General features: G+C 57.0%; 15 protein-coding genes, 6 tRNA genes and 1 rRNA gene. 10 read left to right on the top strand and 12 right to left on the bottom strand.

Annotated features, from left to right (window positions below):
• Positions 1-34: 34 nt before the first annotated feature.
• The 8 genes from B5F98_RS12165 to B5F98_RS13545 all read left to right on the top strand — a co-directional run bounded on the left by B5F98_RS12165 (position 35) and on the right by B5F98_RS13545 (position 1381).
• A tRNA-Lys gene (locus tag B5F98_RS12165) sits at positions 35-110 on the top strand.
• 131 nt (positions 111-241) lie between these two features.
• Positions 242-357: ribosomal RNA gene (gene rrf / locus B5F98_RS12160) — 5S ribosomal RNA — on the top strand.
• Between the two features lie 34 nt (positions 358-391).
• A tRNA-Asn gene (locus B5F98_RS12155) sits at positions 392-467 on the top strand.
• Between the two features lie 63 nt (positions 468-530).
• Positions 531-607, top strand: a tRNA-Ile gene (locus B5F98_RS12150).
• Positions 608-610: 3 nt separating this feature from the next.
• A tRNA-Trp gene (locus tag B5F98_RS12145) sits at positions 611-686 on the top strand.
• Between the two features lie 42 nt (positions 687-728).
• Positions 729-805: transfer RNA gene (locus B5F98_RS12140), tRNA-Asp, on the top strand.
• 3 nt (positions 806-808) lie between these two features.
• A tRNA-Thr gene (locus tag B5F98_RS12135) sits at positions 809-884 on the top strand.
• An 86-nt stretch (positions 885-970) separates the two neighbouring features.
• Positions 971-1381: a hypothetical protein gene (locus B5F98_RS13545; protein WP_158099858.1), complete on the top strand. Its 411-nt coding sequence runs from the start codon at positions 971-973 to the stop codon at positions 1379-1381.
• A gap of 105 nt (positions 1382-1486) precedes the next feature.
• Here B5F98_RS13545 and B5F98_RS12125 read toward each other — a convergent pair whose 3' ends face one another.
• The 7 genes from B5F98_RS12125 to B5F98_RS12095 all read right to left on the bottom strand — a co-directional run bounded on the left by B5F98_RS12125 (position 1487) and on the right by B5F98_RS12095 (position 6237).
• Positions 1487-2101 (bottom strand): DUF1349 domain-containing protein, encoded by a 615-nt coding sequence (locus B5F98_RS12125; protein ID WP_275532898.1) that lies wholly within the window; start codon positions 2099-2101, stop codon positions 1487-1489.
• 276 nt (positions 2102-2377) lie between these two features.
• Complete coding sequence (locus tag B5F98_RS12120) at positions 2378-3211, bottom strand: Cof-type HAD-IIB family hydrolase (RefSeq protein WP_087373142.1); 834 nt, start codon at positions 3209-3211, stop codon at positions 2378-2380.
• 66 nt (positions 3212-3277) lie between these two features.
• Positions 3278-3547 carry a hypothetical protein gene (locus tag B5F98_RS12115; protein WP_087373138.1) on the bottom strand — a complete coding sequence of 90 codons (270 nt, stop codon included), beginning with the start codon at positions 3545-3547 and terminating at the stop codon, positions 3278-3280.
• A gap of 25 nt (positions 3548-3572) precedes the next feature.
• On the bottom strand, positions 3573-4400 hold the full coding sequence (locus B5F98_RS12110) for a PTS system mannose/fructose/sorbose family transporter subunit IID (RefSeq protein WP_206418158.1): 828 nt from the start codon (positions 4398-4400) through the stop codon (positions 3573-3575).
• A gap of 1 nt (position 4401) precedes the next feature.
• Positions 4402-5250 carry a PTS sugar transporter subunit IIC gene (locus B5F98_RS12105; RefSeq protein WP_087373133.1) on the bottom strand — a complete coding sequence of 283 codons (849 nt, stop codon included), beginning with the start codon at positions 5248-5250 and terminating at the stop codon, positions 4402-4404.
• Positions 5251-5286: 36 nt separating this feature from the next.
• Positions 5287-5778: a PTS sugar transporter subunit IIB gene (locus B5F98_RS12100; protein ID WP_087373130.1), complete on the bottom strand. Its 492-nt coding sequence runs from the start codon at positions 5776-5778 to the stop codon at positions 5287-5289.
• A 33-nt stretch (positions 5779-5811) separates the two neighbouring features.
• A complete protein-coding gene (locus B5F98_RS12095; RefSeq protein ID WP_087373126.1) occupies positions 5812-6237 on the bottom strand; it encodes a hypothetical protein in 426 nt (141 codons plus the stop codon).
• Between B5F98_RS12095 and B5F98_RS12855 the strand changes: the two genes are divergently transcribed.
• A complete protein-coding gene (locus B5F98_RS12855) occupies positions 6211-6423 on the top strand; it encodes a hypothetical protein (RefSeq protein WP_143482810.1) in 213 nt (70 codons plus the stop codon). The genes B5F98_RS12095 and B5F98_RS12855 overlap by 27 nt on opposite strands.
• 53 nt (positions 6424-6476) lie before the next feature.
• On the opposite strand, the gene B5F98_RS12090 is transcribed toward B5F98_RS12855, so the two are convergent.
• The 5 genes from B5F98_RS12090 to B5F98_RS13540 form a co-directional block, all read right to left on the bottom strand.
• The gene (locus tag B5F98_RS12090; RefSeq protein WP_087373123.1) at positions 6477-7778 is read right to left on the bottom strand and encodes an extracellular solute-binding protein; all 1302 of its coding nucleotides are present in this window, start codon (positions 7776-7778) and stop codon (positions 6477-6479) included.
• Positions 7775-8446 carry a response regulator transcription factor gene (locus B5F98_RS12085; RefSeq protein WP_087373120.1) on the bottom strand — a complete coding sequence of 224 codons (672 nt, stop codon included), beginning with the start codon at positions 8444-8446 and terminating at the stop codon, positions 7775-7777. The genes B5F98_RS12090 and B5F98_RS12085 overlap by 4 nt, the downstream gene beginning before the upstream one ends.
• Complete coding sequence (locus B5F98_RS12080) at positions 8439-9776, bottom strand: sensor histidine kinase (protein ID WP_087373117.1); 1338 nt, start codon at positions 9774-9776, stop codon at positions 8439-8441. The genes B5F98_RS12085 and B5F98_RS12080 overlap by 8 nt, the downstream gene beginning before the upstream one ends.
• Entirely contained in the window at positions 9776-10750 is a 975-nt protein-coding gene (locus tag B5F98_RS12075; RefSeq protein WP_087373114.1) for a sugar ABC transporter substrate-binding protein, read from the bottom strand. The genes B5F98_RS12080 and B5F98_RS12075 overlap by 1 nt, the downstream gene beginning before the upstream one ends.
• 278 nt (positions 10751-11028) lie before the next feature.
• Entirely contained in the window at positions 11029-12384 is a 1356-nt protein-coding gene (locus B5F98_RS13540; protein WP_343219406.1) for a GNAT family N-acetyltransferase, read from the bottom strand.
• Positions 12385-12784: 400 nt separating this feature from the next.
• Between B5F98_RS13540 and B5F98_RS12065 the strand changes: the two genes are divergently transcribed.
• Positions 12785-16696: a LamG-like jellyroll fold domain-containing protein gene (locus tag B5F98_RS12065; RefSeq protein ID WP_087373111.1), complete on the top strand. Its 3912-nt coding sequence runs from the start codon at positions 12785-12787 to the stop codon at positions 16694-16696.
• The last annotated feature ends 240 nt before the right edge of the window (positions 16697-16936 follow it).

Below are 16936 nucleotides of genomic sequence, written 5' to 3'. Positions count from 1 at the left end.
GCGAACAGGAGAAGCATGACACCCCATTCCATGGGCACCTTTAGCTCAGTTGGTAGAGCACCTGACTCTTAATCAGGGTGTCCAGGGTTCGAGTCCCTGAAGGTGTACCACTCCCACTTAGGTGTGAGGCACACCTAAGTGGGAACCCCAAAAAAATGGGGCAAAAAACACTTGACAAAACCAGAGAAATCTGGTAATATGTCAAATGTTCAGTGCAGATCAAAAGGTCTGTGTCGACTTAGTCGGTGCTGATTGCAGTGAGGGTCCACCCGTTCCCATTCCGAACACGGCAGTTAAGCTCACTTGCGCCGAAAATACTTGGCTGGCGACGGCCCGGGAAGATAGGTAGTGCCGACACAAAGAGGTTTGAGTTTCTCAAGCCTCTCAATATTCCTCCTTAGCTCAGTTGGTAGAGCATGCGGCTGTTAACCGCAGGGTCGTTGGTTCGAGTCCAACAGGGGGAGCCATTTCTGTGCATGAGCCGTCACAGGTTTGTGACGGCTCATGCAGACAGAACAGATCGACGACATGGGCCTTTAGCTCAGTTGGTTAGAGCAGCCGGCTCATAACCGGTCGGTCCCGGGTTCGAGTCCCTGAAGGCCCACCATACAGGGGTATAGCTCAGCTGGTAGAGCATCGGTCTCCAAAACCGAGTGCCGAGGGTTCGAATCCTTCTGCCCCTGCCACAAAAATAACAGCGGAAGCTGATTAAATAGATTCCCCCAGATGGCGCGGTAGTTCAGTTGGTTAGAACGCCGGCCTGTCACGCCGGAGGTCGAGGGTTCAAGTCCCTTCCGCGTCGCCATTTGCTGCTATAGCTCAGTCGGTAGAGCGCATCCTTGGTAAGGATGAGGTCGGCAGTTCGAATCTGCCTAGCAGCTCCACAATAACCGCTCTTTTCGTAAAGAAAAGGGCGGTTTTGTTGTATCTACGGAACTTTATCGCCATGATAAAATAGGCGGTTTTGGGTTTGACCACACAACCAGCCACAGACAGAGAAAAATGGCCTCTGGAGTGCAAACTCCAGAGGCCTTGTTGCGTCTCAGCTCACCTTTCTATTTTGTTTCAGCCGTTCTTTTTCCCCGGCGATCTCCGCTTTCATTTGCTGGATCAGGTTTGCCAGCACTTCCTCACATTCCTCTCTGGTTTGGGCGTACACATTACGGGCGTGTTTTTTGCCGTCTGGCCAGATGGGGGAGTAACGGCCCTCCCACAGATGGTTGTTGATTTGGCTGATACAGCCGGTGCCTGGCTTGCGCCGCTTTCCCTTATGGGGCTGAAAGGTGCTGGGGGCGGGTTTGCGGGGCGCAGTTTCGATGGGGTGCGGGGAAGTGTACTTTCCAACTCCTTGATCAATTTTTCTGGCTCTTTTCTTTGTTAGAGGACGGTGGGGCGGGCGGCTATCTGGGAGCATCGCCACCCGATTTATCTATGCCTGTATGGCTTGGTAAGATTTCTACATGTTCTGCAAAGTCGCTTCCAGTCCTCAAAGTTCCTCGTCGGGAGCCTGACCATCGTGGGTCAGCCACTTGCATTCCGTCAATTCCATGTTGGTAAAGGTAGCGCGGAAGGAAGAATCCTCCGGGCTACAGGCATAGATGCCGAAGCGAATTTGCCCCTTGGCTTCATGCAGGTGACAGATACGCATCTGGCGGAAGGTGATGCCATCTTCGGAGCATTCGATACAGAAATCCTTCTCTCGCCGGCTCAGGCGATACCACATGGATGTGACACTGGTGGGAATTTCTGTGGTTGCCCAGTCTGAGTAGCCGTGATTGGTTACCACACTGCCCAAATGTTGAAAACGCTCGTTTTCATACTCAATAGATCCCTTCAGCCAGTTTTCGGCATCCAAGTATACAACGACACCACACTGGTCGAAACGATGATGGCTTTCCGAGAATTCTGTTTTTACCACAAAGGAAAAGAAGCTTTCCTCCGTGGTCATTTGCAGTACCGGGGCATTGTCGTTACGAAAATGATAGTAAGTTCTCTGCCACAAATCGGTATGGGGCAAGGTGACGATCTCAATGCGATCCTGGGAGATCATGTAGCTTTTTGGATTCCTTGTCCATTGCAAGGCATGTACATCGAAGTTTATCACATTTGATACCTCCAAGTGTTTTCCACTCATCCTGCGCCTTTATTTTAGGGGAAATTCCGGGTGCCTGTCAAGAAATGAATGACTGCCTAAAACATTGTGCAGAATAGGCAGAAAGAATGGTGTGAAAAAGGCGGGGGTGCGAAATAACAGTTTGATATCTGCAGTCTTGTGGCCACCATAGGGAAATCAAACCAATGAGCGGGTGTGCATCTGGAATGATGCGCACCCGCTCAAATGGCTATATGGGGAGGGTTTTTGTGAGGGTTCGAACAGTTAGAGAAGGATGGGGTGGAGATCCGGCGGAGTAAATTGCAGATGCCGCAGGGCGATATACACCCCTTCTTCATCACAGGAGGCTGTGACCTGTGCAGCGGCCTCCTTTACAGCGTCGGGTGCGTTGCCCATGGCAATGCCCAGCCCGGCGTGGCGCAGCATTTCTATATCTACAAAATAGTCGCCCATAGCCACGATTTGTTGTTTGTCCACTTGGTAATAGGACTGGAGCTGTTCCATGGCGGTACGCTTGGAGATGTCCTTGGCCAGCACCTCCAGGTAGATGGTGCCGGAGCGGGCAAATTGCAGGTTAGGGAAGGCCTGGGCGGCCCGGGTTTGTAGCCGGGTAATCTCTTCCGGCGCCCCCATGCACAGCAGTTTGTGTACATGGGGGACGGTGTGTACGGCGGACTCCAGAACGCCTACCAGCGGCGTACACTGGTTTCGCTGGGCCACCAGCTGTATGTTGGGGTCATCAACGCAGTCCACCAGCCAGATGTCATACATGTAGCTGCTGACGGTGATATGAGGAAATTCCCGGCTGGCAAACTGCTTGAAGGCCACAGCGGCCTCCCGGTCAATGCCCATATCCTGGATGATGTTGCGTTGGGCATCCAGCAGAAGGCTGCCGCCGTAGCAGACAATGGGGCTGTGGAGTCCTACCTCCTGCACCACCATCTCCACCCCGCTGGGGGAGCGGGCAGAGCAGAGAATGACCGGAATACCCTTTTGCTCCAGGTGGTGCAGCAGCAATTTGGTGTTTTGGGAAACCTGGTCCTTGGAATCGACCAGGGTCCCGTCGATATCCAACAAGACAATGGAATAGGTTTTCATGGTTTCACCCCAGGCATTTGAGAATACGAACTTGGGCGGTTTGGTCCCCGCTGGGGGCCCAACGCATCAGGAGAGGGAGTGCAAGATGGCCTCCACGTTGCGAATGCCATTGCGGATGCTCAGGTGTACGGTGAGGGTGAGCAGAAGGCTGATGGCGGCCACAATGGCGGAGGCCACGCCTAAGCCGAAGCTCCAGCCGCTGCTGCGCAGGCCCAACACGGCGAGAAATAGGATACAGGCGGTGAATACAAACAGGTTCCGCCGCCATTTGCCCAGGGATGCCAGGGCTTGTCTCTGGCGCTTGGCCTCGTCCAGGGCTTGGGATTTGGTAAGCATGGCACTTCCTCCTCGTTTTGTTGTATCAGTAGGTGAGCTTGGGGTCGAAGAATCCCACCAGAACGCCCACGAAGGCGACGGCCACCAAAATGAGCATGACCACCACGGGGCTCATCCGTTTTTTGCTGAGCAGATACCAGCACAGAATGACAAAGACGGGGCTGAGGATCTTGGGATAGACGCTGTCCAGGGTGGACTGAAGGTCCACGATTACACCGCCTTCGCTGTTCAGCATTTGGAAAGAGGTTTCGATGTTGATCCACATGGCGGTGACGCCGCCGATGACCATGGTGCCCAGCATAATGATGGCTTCCCGGATGGCGTTGGCTTTTTCGCCCACCAGGTACTCCACCGCTTTGCCGCCCAGCTCATAGCCCTTGAAGTAGAGGAAGCGCATGATGAGGAACATACCGATGTTCCACACCAGGATGAAGAAGATGGGGCCCAGCACAGAGCCGCCGCCGGACAGGCCCATGGCGATGCCCAGCAGGATGGGCAGCAGGGTGCCCACCACCAGGGAGTCGCCCATGCCCGCCAGAGGGCCCATGAGGCCGGCGCGGATGCCGTTGATGGTCTCGTCGTCCACGTCCTCGCCGTTGGCCCGGGCCTCCTCCATACCGGCGGTGATGCCAACCACCACGGAGCCCACCTGAGGCTCGGTGTTGAAGAAGGTGGAGTAGGTCATCAGGTTTTTGGTCTGGGCCTCGTTGGTGTCATACAGATCCTCCACAATGGGGAGCATGGAGAGCATATAGCCGAAGGTCTGCATATGCTCCTGAGAGAAGCAGGTCAGATGGCCGTAGAACCAGTTGAGGAAGGAGCGGTTCAGGGCCTTACGAGAGAGTTTTTTCATCTTAGATATCCTCCTCATCGTCGTCGTCATCGCCTGCGCCCACGGCGACTGCGGCCGGACGCAGAGACAGGGTACGGATGCTGTACTGGATCAGGGCGAAGAAACCGCCGATGATGGCGCAGCCGATCAGATTCAGACCCATGCAGGCGCACAGGGTAAAGCCTACGAAGAAGGTCAGGAAGTCCTTGGGCTTGGACACCACCTGCTTGAGCAGGATGGCCACGCCCACGGCGGGGAGCAGGGAGCCCACGGTAAACAGGGTCTTCATGGCCAAGCCGTCCATGGGCAGGTAGTCCTTGATGATCTGGACCATGTCGGAGCCGAAGTAGCAGATGATGAAGGTGGGGATGAAGGAACAGATGAAGTGAGAAATCCAGGGCAGCACCAGGTCCACCAGGTAGAGCTTCTTCAGCTTGCCTTGCTTGACCCAGGCCATGCCCATGTGCTGCCAGACCAGGTTGATGGTGGCCGTACCATAGAACAGGACGGTGCCCAAAGTGCCCACAGTGGCGGCCATGGAGACGGCGAAGCCACCGGCCTCTGCGCTGGCCGGGTCCAGTCCGGTGGAGCTGACGTACAGCATGGCCAGGGGAAGGCCGATGTAGGAGATGGCCCGGACATCGGCGGAGATGGTACCGCCGGGGGTGACCAGGGCGATGTAGACGATTTGTACGGCGGCGCCCAGCATAATGCCCATGGGCACGTTGCCCAAAATCAGGCCCACCACCAGACCGCCGATGAGAGGACGGCCCAGGGTATAGTTGCCGAACACCGTGCCGCCCAGGCCGGGCATAGAGGAAAGGCACGCACAGAGGCCCAACAGTGCGGCTTGTACGACGTTAATAGTCATAGTGGAATCATCCTTTCTGTAGAGCTGAGAGGGGGCTTAGTTGAATCCGAACTGCTTGCGGAATTTCTTCCAGTTGCCAATGGCGGCCTCTTTGATGAGGGCGAATTCAATGTTGTAGCCTGCCTGCATCAGCTTTTCCAGGGCTTCGGCCTCCTCTTGCGTGATGGACTGGTTGTTGCCCAGCTTGACGGTGTTGGGACGGTCGTTGCAGGGCCCCACCACGATCTCCTTGATTCCGGGATCAAAGGGCTGATCCAGCAAGATCTTGGCCATATCCACCGGGTTCTTGGCGATGAGGAAGTACTGGTCGTCGCTGGCCACCACCTTGTCCTTTTTCTTCTGCCAGTCTTCCAGGGTCCAGACAAAGGTCTTCTTGTCGCTGGCATTTTTGTAGGCGGCCTTCAGCACGGGGGTGGTGGCGGCCTTGTCGTTGACGGCGACCAATCCGGTGCAGGGGTACTCCAGAGACCAGCGGGTGCAGGTCTGACCGTGGATCATACGGTCATCAATGCGGATAAAGGTAATCATATAATCTCCTCCTGTGGTAATATGGACGTTATCTTAGATGTCGTCGCTGTCCGAGTCATCTGTGTTGAGGGCGAATTTCTGTACCTGCTCTACGGCGCACTCAATCATGGCGGATACGGCATCGTCCAGGGGATCGTCCTCGGCTTCAATGGCGGTGATGGCCAGAGGTAGATTCATGCCCCCAATGGCCCGTACATGGGCCAGGTCCATATGTTGGGCCAGCAACTCCATGGTGGTGGCCAGCGGGGAGCCGCTAATCAGATCGGCCATGACCATTACCTCGTCCTGGTTGTTGATGGGGTGAATCAGGGCTTCCACATTTTCCCGGAAAGTGGCAGCGTCCATACCATCCTGGAACGCCACGTGGAGCACGTTGTCCCGCGTTCCCACCAGCATAGAAAGGGCGGAGGACATGCCAGAGGCCAGTTGACCATGGCTGACAAAGATAAAGTAGCGCATATTCCCAATCTCTCCTTTTTTGTTTCAAGTCTGGCGCTTTCGATGGTTACATCTTACAAAGAATGTGTCTATGGAACAACTGAGGTTTGTCACATTCTTCCCATGACAAATGTCATATCTTTGGCTAGTTTTGGCCAAGGCTTTCCTTTTTGCGCAAATACCCCGGATTCTTTTTGGACAAAATGACAAATCCCCTGTGGGAAGCCAATGCTTTCCACAGGGGAGGAGGTGGTATAGCGTCAATTTTTACTCAGAAATAGGTTGATTTCTCGCTGGGGCTCCAATAGGGGGCTAACGGCAGATTCCCCGCTGTTCATGACTTTGGCCACAGCGGTTTGGGCCATGGTTAGGGCTTGGTCATATCCGTCAAACTTGGGGACTGTGAGGGCATGGTTCATGATGCCCCCAATGACCTCCCGGCTGAAGCTGCCACTGCCGTCACCAGGGATGTCCTTGTGGAGTTGGCTGAGAATCTCGTCGTCCTCCGCCACAGCACGCAGGGGGGAGATGCCGTGGGAATAGGAGTACAGTTCTCGCTGGATGCTCTCGTCGTAGGATAGCAGCTTGGCAAACTCCCAGGCTAAGTCTGGATTCCGACTTCGGGAGCTAATACCCAGGAGCATGGTCTGCAGTTCCGATACATTGCCCCCCTGGTCCCCAGCAGGCATGCATACGCACTCCCACTCAAAGCTGGAATACTTCTTTACCCGCCAAGGGTAGGGCTGATAAGCCCGATACTCGGAAAAGAGAAAGGGGCGGAAGGCTACGTTGCCCAGGTCAAAATCCCGGGATGTGACCTGATACCCCTCATTGAGATCATTGAGCTGTTGGACAAAGCGGATGGATGACTGGACAGGCTGGCTGGTGAGCAGGCAGGAGCTGCCATCCTGGGAAAACAGGGTGCCGCCGTTGGAGTAGAGGGCGTCCAGCCAAGTATAGCCGTAGACCCCAAACTGGTGCTGGTCCACGTCGGTGATCTGGGTGCAGATGGAATAGAAGTCATCCCAGGTCCAGTTGTTGTCTGGCATCTGGATGTCGTGGGCTTCCAGTAGAGTTTTGTTGACAAACATCATGGTGGGTACACTCTCGTAGGGTAGGGCATACTGCCTGCCCTCCAGCACACCGCTGGACAGGCTGGGGGCATAGTAGGCGTCCGGGTCAAAGGTGGAGTCGGCGTCCATGCGTTGATCCAACTGTGCCAGGGCACCGGAGGACACCAACAGGTTGAAGTCCTCCGGAAGGACAAAGAAGACATCTGGCTCAGTGCCCTTCAAAATTTGCTGGGCCAGCCACTCGCTGTAGGAATCGGTGCTAATACCGCTGACATACTCCACCTGAACCCCGGGGTGCTCCGATTCAAAGCGGGCGATGGCATCGTCCACCACCTGGTAGCAGTCGCCGGTAGGGGTGCCCCAGTAGCTGCCCGAGTAGACACCAATGGTCAAGGTGGAGCCAGGGCGATAGGCGATGGCCACCACAATGCCGCCCAGAATCAGCACTGCCACCAGAGCCGCCAGCCACCGATGTGCTCCCCGGCTCATCCGCTCACCCCGCCGTTGACTACGCCGGACTGCACCGCCCAGATGGCCAGCTGGGTGCGGTCTCGCAGGTTGAGTTTGTACAGTACGCTGCTGATGGCATTGCGCACAGTGCCCTCAGACAGGCACAGGGCCTGGGCAATCTCCTTGTTGGACATACCACAGCCCACAGAGCGGATAATGGGCCACTCGCTTTTGCTGATGTCCTGGACGGCCCGATCATCCACGGAGATCATGGTAGAGTTTTTGGCCAGATGGGAGAACTGGCTGATAACCTTGCTGGCAATGTTGGGGTTGATCATGGCGCCGCCGTGGTAGGCGATTTTGATGGACTCAGCTAGCTCTGACACCCCGCTACCTTTGAGCAGGTACCCGCTGGCACCGTTTTTCAGGGCGCCAAACACATACTCGTCATCGTCAAAGGTGGTCAGCACAATGACGCTGGTCTGGGGATACCGCTCCTTGATAATTCGAGTGGCCTCCACTCCGTCCATTTCCGGCATTCGCACATCCATCAATACCACGTCCGGGCGGTGGACGCCCACGCTTTTCACCGCCTCTGCTCCGTTGGGCACGGTGTCCACCACTTCCAGGTCCTGGCTGACACTGAGCACGATTTTCAGGCTCTGGCGGATCAACTCCTGGTCGTCTGCAATGAGTACCTTAATCATTCGCGCACACCTCCTTTTTTTCACGCACGGGGATCTTGGCTGTCACAAAGAATCCGCTGCCCCCGGGACCCACCTTCTGGCTTCCATTTCCGTAGGTCAGAGTACCTCCCAATAGGCGTAGACGTTCCTCCATGTGCCGCAGGCCGAATCCCTCTTCCAACTGGACACAGCCCAGGCCGTTGTCCTGAATGTGTATGGTCAGCACATGGTTCAGCCAGGTCAAGGACAGACGAATCTGAGATGCGTGACCGTGGCGGACGGCGTTGGTCATGCTCTCCTGGATGATGCGATAGATGGCGTCCTCCTCATCTGGGGCAAAGGTCAGGGGCTGTGACAGAGGCTCATAGAGGATGTCTACACCAGTGGTCAGGCGGAAATCTGCCACCAGTTTTTCCAGGGCCTGCCCCAGAGAATGTTGCTCCAGGGTGTCCGGGCGCAGGGCCTTGATGGAGCGTCGGACATCGGTGAGTCCCTCTCGGGCGGACTGAGCGATGATCTGTACGCGCTTTTTGGCCTCCTCTGGAGCGACAGAGAACAGGGCCAGGGCTGCATCAGCGCCCATGATGATGCCGGTGAGGGTGTGGCCTAGGGTGTCGTGAATCTCTCGGGCCAGTCGGTTTCGCTCGCGGATCTCGGTCATTCGCTCCAGCTCCACTGCGTAGTCCTTGAGCTGGGTGTTGGCGGCGTTGAGCTGTTGGTTGAGCTTTCGAATGCGGTCGTTTTCCTCCTGTTCCCCCGTGAACAGCAAAATCATGTAGAGGACAAACAGTAGAATGTTCCCTGAGACCAACACACTTTCAATACCAGTGAATACGCTGCGTACAAAGGGCGTGTAGTAGCTCAGATAGGAGCTGAAGGCCACAGAGTGGTTGGGCAAGGAGATGATCTCAAACTGCGCGAAAGCAAAGAGAACGATGAGAATGGCCATAAAAAGCAGCCGCAGTCGATTGTGCTGGATGTAATAGATCAAATCTGCCAAGACGAGCAGGGCTACTCCGCTGTAATAGAAGTTCAGGGAGGCAATTACCCCGATGCATAGCAGGAGTTCGGCCACACAGAGAAACAGGCGGACCCATGGATTGCGTATCTTCCAGCGAAATTTCAAATAGCTGAGAACAAATAACAGAAGATAGAGGCTGAGAGCTTGTACCGGTATGAGCCAGGGACGCTGAGGGGTAGCTTCCACCGTGGATAAAAAGTCATAGGCGCCAAAGGAGTCGCAGATACGGTAAGTGGTTACAGTGCGAATCAGGCAGTAAAAAACGATGATAGCTAGATTGCATACGGTCATGATCAAGGTCAGATCGTGCAGGTGCTTCTCTTTTGTCATTATTGCCACCCATCCGTTCCATATCGGCCCACGGTTTCCGCAGTGAGCAGTTCCACCGGGATGATGATCTCTTTCTGGCAGGGGGATCCCTCTGAGGCAAGGTAGGCCTGTTCCACTGCTTGAGCGGCGATTCGACTGGGAAACTGGGCGCAGGTAGCGGTCATCAGGTGGTCATTGACCAGAACCTTTCCCTCGGGAGAGCCGTCCACGCCATAGACCAGAAAGCGGTCGGCATACCCCGCCCCTTGGATAGCTGCCAGCGCACCCAGGGCGCTGGGGTCGTTGAGGGCCATTACCGTGTCTGCCTGAGGGGCCTGAGCCAGCAGCTGCTCCATCACCGGCATAGCGTGCTCAATTTGGCCGTCGGATTGACCTACAGCCAGCACCTCGAACCCGTCGTGGCCCTCAATGGTGTCCAGAAATCCCTGGATGCGCTCGGTGCCCGAGCGGGCGGTGACGTGCTCCAACAAGATAATCTTGGCGCTTTCCCGCACCGACAGCAGGTGCTGAGCGCACAGCACCCCTGCCTGATAGTTATCTGAGAGCACAGAGCAGGCGACCAGCTCCGTGTTGAGAACGGGCGCATCCACTACGATGACGGGAATGTTAGCTGCTGCGGCGGCCTCCAAACCCTCCTGGACGGTGTCCCACTCCACCGGGGTGAGAAAAATGGCATCTACCCCCGCATCAATCAGATCCAAAATCTCCTGATTTTGGCGGGTCTGGTCCATGGCGGGGTCCCGTGTCAACAACACATCTCCCTTTGCCTCAATGTTGGCCCGCAGCAGGGCGTCCAGCTCTTGGTAATAGGGGTTGTTCATGGTCATGTAGGTGGCACCAAAGACCCGCTGCTCTCCGGTGTGATCGGCAGAGACATCCTTGGGGGAGAAAAACAGCACAAACACCACGACAGATAACAGCAATAAAATGATGGTGCAGCCGATGAAAACAGAGATGCGATGCACCCGCTCCATATAGACCGCCTCCCACAAAAATCAGAATCCTGGTTGTCTGGAAGGGCCCAACAGCCGGGGGCAATTCAGACATATCAGGGAAGTATGAATGACATAATATAGTATAACATCAACTTGCCCCTGTGAAAAGCTATAGATTACAACCAGACAGTACTGGGAAGGTTGTGTTGCGAGACAGCAGGTAAAAAAGGAACATCACACGATTGGGAAATTTGACTATCTGTAAAAAGAAACCAATTCTTCGATAGCACAGACGGAGGACCCTTCCCACCTGCCCGTTATGCCTGACCCACAAAGAGCAGGTGGCTGGAGGCCCCCAGGTGCTCCGGCTTCTCACAGGTGTAGAAGTGATACCGGAGATACTGGGCGTAGCTTTCCGGGTCCATGGCGTTGATCTTCTCCTGGAGCAGCTCGCTGATCCCGTCCGAGGCCACCTCATGGAGTACCTTCACGCCGCCCTCCCGCAGCAGCTCCCGGCAGGCGTCCACGGTGTGGAAAACAAAGGGAAAGTCGTCACAGCGGAAGGTCTCCTTGTCGTAGGCGCCGTGGACGAAATAGTCCGGCTCCTCGTGGAACATGGTGAGGATGACCATGTCGTTGGCAATGAAGGCGAAAAACAGCGTTCCATCCGGTTTGCACACCCGTTTGGCCTCCTGAATGCAGCGCAGCTTATCGGCCTGGCTGTGCAGGTGGTACAGGGGGCCGAAGAGAAGTACAAGGTCAAAGGAATGGTCCGGGTAGCGGCTGAGGTCCAGGGCGTTGCCCTGCGCCAGGTCAATGTTGTCCTCAGGGGTCAGCTTGGCCCGGAAAGCTGCGATGTTGTCCTCAGACAGCTCCAGGGCGGATACCTGGTAGCCCTTTTGGGCGAAATACAGGCTATATTCGCCCGCCCCGGCCCCGATATCCAGAATTTTTGCCCCCGGAGTGAGATAGCGCTCTATGTAGCGCACGGTGGTTAAAAACTCCACCCGGGCGGCCTGGGAGCGGGTGAGACGGCGGCTTTCATCCAGGCGGCGGTACAGGTCTTGCACCAGTTGGGTGTCGTTTTCGTATACAAGCCCCTCCGTGAAGTCCTTGGGGCGGTTCCATTGACGTTTTAAGATGGCATAGTGGACGGTGTCGCAAATCCCCTGGATGTTGTAGTCCGATTCCCGGGAGGTGCCCTCGCAGGTCATGCCGCACTTTTGCATGACCCCGCCGGAGTGGGGATTGCGGGTGTCGTGTTTGGCGGTGATGCGGTTGAAGTCGCAGGTTTCAAACAGGTAGCGGATCACCCCTTCCACCGCCTCGGTGGTAAGGCCCTGGTGCCACCAGGGCTGACCAATGCAGTAGGCCAGCTCCACACAGGAGAGCAGGTCATTGGGGTTCATGCCGCTGATGCTGCCGATGGGCTGGCCCAAGTCCTTGGGCACAATGAGCCACTGGTAGAAGTTGTCCTGCTGGTAGCCGTTCACCCAACTCTGGAGCACCTGACGGGTGATGTCTGTGCTGGTGTGGGCCGGCCACATGAGATAGCGGGTCACCTGGGGGTCGGAGGCCCAGTTATCAAACATGGCCTGGGCATCGTCTAGGGTGGCCCGGCGGAGCATGAGCCGGGGGGTCTCGATGGTCTGGGTTCCTCGGTGGGTGGGCATAGAATCAGTCCTTTCCATAAAATAAAAGCAGTGCAAGCGCCCTTTGTGAGGGCTAGCTTGCACTGCGTCTCTTCTCTCAACGGTGTTTCGGGGGGTTATTGGGAAAAAGAGTATGACAATGCAAGCCCGATGCCATGGGGCATATCGGACTGAGGCATATTCATGCGGTTCACACAGCAGCGCAGCATTGTCACACCTCCTGGAAGTTTTGCACATTATACGCCGGGCGTGTGGAAAAGTCAATGGCAGATTGGATGCTCGGTACGCATTCCTGAGAGACGATACATTTTGACATTGCCAGAGGGGTATGATAAGATTAAATGAATCAGCTTAAAAGGAGCTGAAAAAACCTTGCCATTTTAGCATTCTTGCATAAAAAGGAAAAGGAGAGGGAAATTGTATGAGGAGAAGAAAGGTTCGTTCTGTGGTGGCGGCTGCCCTGATTTGTGGGCTGCTGCTGCCCTATGGGCTCCGCGCCCATGCCCAGTCCGGGTACCCTACCCAGGGACTCAAAGACCACTGGAGCTTTGACTCTCTGGTCAGTGACCAAGGGGATCGCACCACGGCCACCTTACAGGGGGACGGCGTCCAGTTGACGGACAGCGGCAACCCGGTATTTGGGCAGGTGTTGCGGTTCGGCGCAGGGGTGGACAACTTTATGAAGCTGGAGGACTACATCAATACGGGAGCGGGAGCCACCTCCTTCTCCATGTGGTACCGCTATGACACCACCATCACCGGGGACGACAGCGCCGCCTCCACGGTGATGCTCCAGCATGAGGGGAGCGGGCGGTCTGTGCTGACGCTGCGGGGGGATGGCAAGTACCATACCTACGTCAACGGCACCGATGTGGTCTCCCAACGCACCGTGGTCAAGGGGGGCTGGGAGCACATTACCATTACCATTGACCAGAACAGCCGCCAGGTAAAGTTCTACATCAACGGGGAGCTGGACAGCCAGCAGGCCCTGACGGACAACGCCATTGATCAGGTGCTGACCCTGCGTTTGGGTGCCCACAAGACGGCGGGGAACAAGAATCCCCACCCCATGCGGGGGGATGTGGACGAGTTCTACGTCTACAACCGGGTACTCACCGATGAGGAGGCCTGGGCGGTGTACGCCGACAAGGGGACCCAGCTGTGCCGTCAGCAGCTCCAGGAGCTGGTGATCCAGGGTCAGACCCTGTATGACAGCGGCAGCCTGAACCAGGATGATGCCGTGGCGGTGGCCCTGAAACAGGCGTTGGACGGGGCGGACCTCACCGCAGACTTGGCCCAGATGAAGGCGGCCTGTGCCGCCCTGGAGGAGGCCATTGCCAACTATCGGGCCGCCATGCCCCTGAAGCTGACGGTAAATCTGGACGACATCCAGCGGGAGATTGATGCCGACAGCATCTTCGGCATCAACCACCGTTACTCCTACAATGGTTACGGTACCTTTGATTCCGAGACCATGAAGATGAACGAGGAGTTCGCTGCGCTGTATCAGCAGGCGGGCTTCGGCTCCATCCGCTACCCCGGCGGCACCATCTCCAACCTGTTCAACTGGAGAACCACCCTGGGAGACAAGGAGAGCCGGAAAAATCAGATTCACGGCCTGTATAACAGCGGCAATCAGACCGGCATCGCCCCCAACTTTGGCTTGGGCGAGGCCGCAGATTTTGCCGATGAAATGGGCTCTGAGATGATCTATGTCTACAGCCTGGGCCGTGGCAGTGCGCAGGACGCCGCCGACCTGGTGGAGTATATGAATGCCGAGGTGGGCACCAACCCCAACGGCGGCATTGCCTGGGCGGATGTCCGGGCGGCCAATGGCCATGTGGAACCCTACAACGTACGCTATTTTGAAATCGGCAACGAGATGCACCTGGGCCCCGATGCCCAGAAAGACGACGGCGTATACTCCCAGGGCTACTGGACCTTGTATGTGGACGGCGGACGGGAGAACGCTTACATCAACGGCGGCGTGGCCAATATTGTCAAGCGGTACACCGTGGACGAGGAGGACTGGAACAAGGTGGCCTCTCGGTCCGACGGCAGCGCCAACTTGGTGCGCTTCCTGCGCTATGCCAATCTGAACCCCGGAATCATGGGTGAGGATGGGAAAATTGTGGATGACCCCGACTTCCGGGCGGTGAACGACGGTGTCCGGGTCTTTGTGGGGCCGGACGACAACCCGGCAGAGTGGACCGTGGTGGACAGCCTGGAGAGTTCCGGGCCTGAGGACACCCACTGTGTGGTCAACTACGCCAACGGCTCCATCCAGTTCGGTGACGGCGTGCACGGCAAGATTCCCCCCAAGGGACAGAACATCTACGCCACCTACAGCGTGGACCGGGACGGTTTCGTGGACGTATCCCAGGCCATGCGGGATACCATGGACGAGATCAACCACCTCAGCGGCACCGACCAGGAAATTTTTGTCTACGCAGGCTATGAGACCGAGGGCTTTGTCAACAAGATGGCTGCCGGCGGTTACAACGACCTGTACGACGGCGTGGTGGTTCACCCCTATTCCGGCACCGTGAGCGGCAGCACCCCCGAGGAGTTCTATGACAACGCCATGCTCAAGACCGAGGGCAGCGGTGTCAACCCGGTGAAGAATTTCGCCTCCAAGCTGCCCGAGGGCAAGGTGCCCGTGGTCAGCGAGTTTGGCATCCACTACAACACCGAGTCCCAGGTGCGCTCCCAGACCCATGCCCTGTACATTGCCAAGGTAATGATGGAATATGTGAATCTGGGCAGCCCTTACATCCAGAAGCATTGCCTGTCCGACTGGTATCAGGATGAGGCCGACTCCCTGGGCCCCACCCAGCAGGCGGTAATTCAGGTGGTGCCCCAGGAGGGAGCGAGTACCACCACCGGAGAGGGTGAGTTTACCTACTTCTCCACCCCCTCTGCCCATGTGTTCCAAATGCTCAATTCCGGATTTGGCGACCATGTGGTTAGCACCCAGATGGACTCCCCCAAGACCCAGAACAACGTCACAGCGGTGTCGGTACTGGCCAGCAAGGATGACCAGGGCAATGTCTATCTGGCCATGGTGAACGTGGATCGCCTCAACGACTACAACATTCAGCTGGAGATTCCGGGCATGGACCTGGCTGGGCGGTCGGTGGAGGTCCAGTACCTGGCCACCGATGGCATTGCAGACGAGAACACCCCGGAGGACCCGGACAAGGTACACGTGGAAACCGAGACTGTGGAGCTGGGCAGTGTGCCGGTGGTCAACCTTCCCGCCCACGCCTTTGCGGTGGTGAAGGTGCCTGCCCAGGTGGTGGACAAGACCCAGCTGGAGCAGACCTTGGCCCAGGCCCGTGCCCTCCAGGCTGAGGACTACACCGCCGACAGCTTTGCAGGGGTGGAGAAGGCCATGGAAGCGGCTCAGGCGGTGCTGGACAATGCCCAGGCCACTCAGGCGGAGGTGGACGCTGCGGTGATGGCTCTGACCCAGGCCATGGAGGCCCTGGTGGAGGCGCCTGAGCCCAGCGAGGTGAACAAGACCCTGCTGGAGAAGACCATCGCTTACGCCGAGGGTCTGGACACCACTGGTGTCACCGACTCCGCCAAGGCTGCCTTTGAGAAGGCTCTCACTGAGGCCAAGGCCGTAATGGAAGATAAGAACGCCACGCAGGACCAGGTGAATACCGCTTGGGACAACCTGCTCAACGGGATTTGGGGGCTGGGCCTGACTCAGGGCGACAAGACCATGCTCAACCTGGTCATCCAGCGCGCTGAGGCCATGATGGACCAGGCCGACAAGTACGTGGAGACCAACTGGCAGCAGCTGGTGGACGCTTTGGCAGCGGCCAAGAACGTGGCCGCCAGCGGCGACGCCATGCAGGAGGACGTGGACAACGCCACCGACGCCCTGCTGGACGCCATTTTGGCCCAGCGTTTCAAGGCCAACAAGGACATCCTGGAAGGCCTCATCGGTAAGGCTGAGGGCATGGACCTCACCGGCTACACCGCCCAGTCCGTGGCCACCTTCCGCTCGGCTCTGGCCAATGCCCAGGCGGTGATGGCCGACGCCACTCTGTCCGAGGAGGACCAGAAGACGGTGGACGCCGCTGTGGCTGCGCTCCAGAGCGCCATGGAAGGCCTCACTGCCCAGGGGGAGACACAGCCCTCGGATCAGCCCGAAACGTCTCAGGAGCCTGAGGCCACCGACAAGCCCCAGGCTACCCAGAAGCCCGACCGTGTACCTCAGACTGGCGACTCCGCCCAGATGATGGTGTACGTGGCCACGCTCCTGGGTTCGGTGAGCCTGCTGGCGGGTGCGGCCTATGTGAGCCGTAAGCGCCGCAGCTAATTCCGAACGAAAAAGCACGGCCAGCGTCCTGAACCGCTCCCCGTCAAGAGGACAGTGAAAAAATATAAAGTTTTCCCGGCCAGTAGCCTATATGTGCTGCTGGCCGCTTTTTATGCAGCGCGATACAGTTCATGCTTTTCCATAGGCGTCAGCACACCCAGATTTCGCTGCACTCTCCTGGTGTTGTAATAGTGGATGTAATGTCTGATCATCTGGACAAGTTCTTTCTTGCTGGTAAAG

Source organism: Pseudoflavonifractor sp. An44 (genome assembly GCF_002161675.1).
In the GTDB taxonomy this organism is placed as follows: domain Bacteria; phylum Bacillota; class Clostridia; order Oscillospirales; family Oscillospiraceae; genus Enterenecus; species Enterenecus faecium.
The sequence above is the reverse complement of the archived record's forward strand: the minus strand, read 5'-3'. Positions and strand labels throughout refer to the sequence as shown.

Bases quoted from the DNA above. Each gene is read 5' to 3' on its own strand.
- B5F98_RS12855 (WP_143482810.1), top strand. From the start codon at position 6,211: ATGGCTGACAAAGATAAAGTAGCGCATATTCCCAATCTCTCCTTTTTT.
- B5F98_RS12095 (WP_087373126.1), bottom strand. From the start codon at position 6,237: ATGCGCTACTTTATCTTTGTCAGCCATGGTCAACTGGCCTCTGGCATG.
- B5F98_RS12075 (WP_087373114.1), bottom strand. From the start codon at position 10,750: ATGGAGCGGGTGCATCGCATCTCTGTTTTCATCGGCTGCACCATCATT.
- B5F98_RS12115 (WP_087373138.1), bottom strand. From the start codon at position 3,547: ATGCTTACCAAATCCCAAGCCCTGGACGAGGCCAAGCGCCAGAGACAA.
- B5F98_RS12090 (WP_087373123.1), bottom strand. From the start codon at position 7,778: ATGAGCCGGGGAGCACATCGGTGGCTGGCGGCTCTGGTGGCAGTGCTG.
- B5F98_RS13540 (WP_343219406.1), bottom strand. From the start codon at position 12,384: ATGCCCACCCACCGAGGAACCCAGACCATCGAGACCCCCCGGCTCATG.
- B5F98_RS12100 (WP_087373130.1), bottom strand. From the start codon at position 5,778: ATGATTACCTTTATCCGCATTGATGACCGTATGATCCACGGTCAGACC.
- B5F98_RS12065 (WP_087373111.1), top strand. From the start codon at position 12,785: ATGAGGAGAAGAAAGGTTCGTTCTGTGGTGGCGGCTGCCCTGATTTGT.
- B5F98_RS12105 (WP_087373133.1), bottom strand. From the start codon at position 5,250: ATGACTATTAACGTCGTACAAGCCGCACTGTTGGGCCTCTGTGCGTGC.
- B5F98_RS12120 (WP_087373142.1), bottom strand. From the start codon at position 3,211: ATGAAAACCTATTCCATTGTCTTGTTGGATATCGACGGGACCCTGGTC.
- B5F98_RS12110 (WP_206418158.1), bottom strand. From the start codon at position 4,400: ATGAAAAAACTCTCTCGTAAGGCCCTGAACCGCTCCTTCCTCAACTGG.
- B5F98_RS12080 (WP_087373117.1), bottom strand. From the start codon at position 9,776: ATGACAAAAGAGAAGCACCTGCACGATCTGACCTTGATCATGACCGTA.
- B5F98_RS12085 (WP_087373120.1), bottom strand. From the start codon at position 8,446: ATGATTAAGGTACTCATTGCAGACGACCAGGAGTTGATCCGCCAGAGC.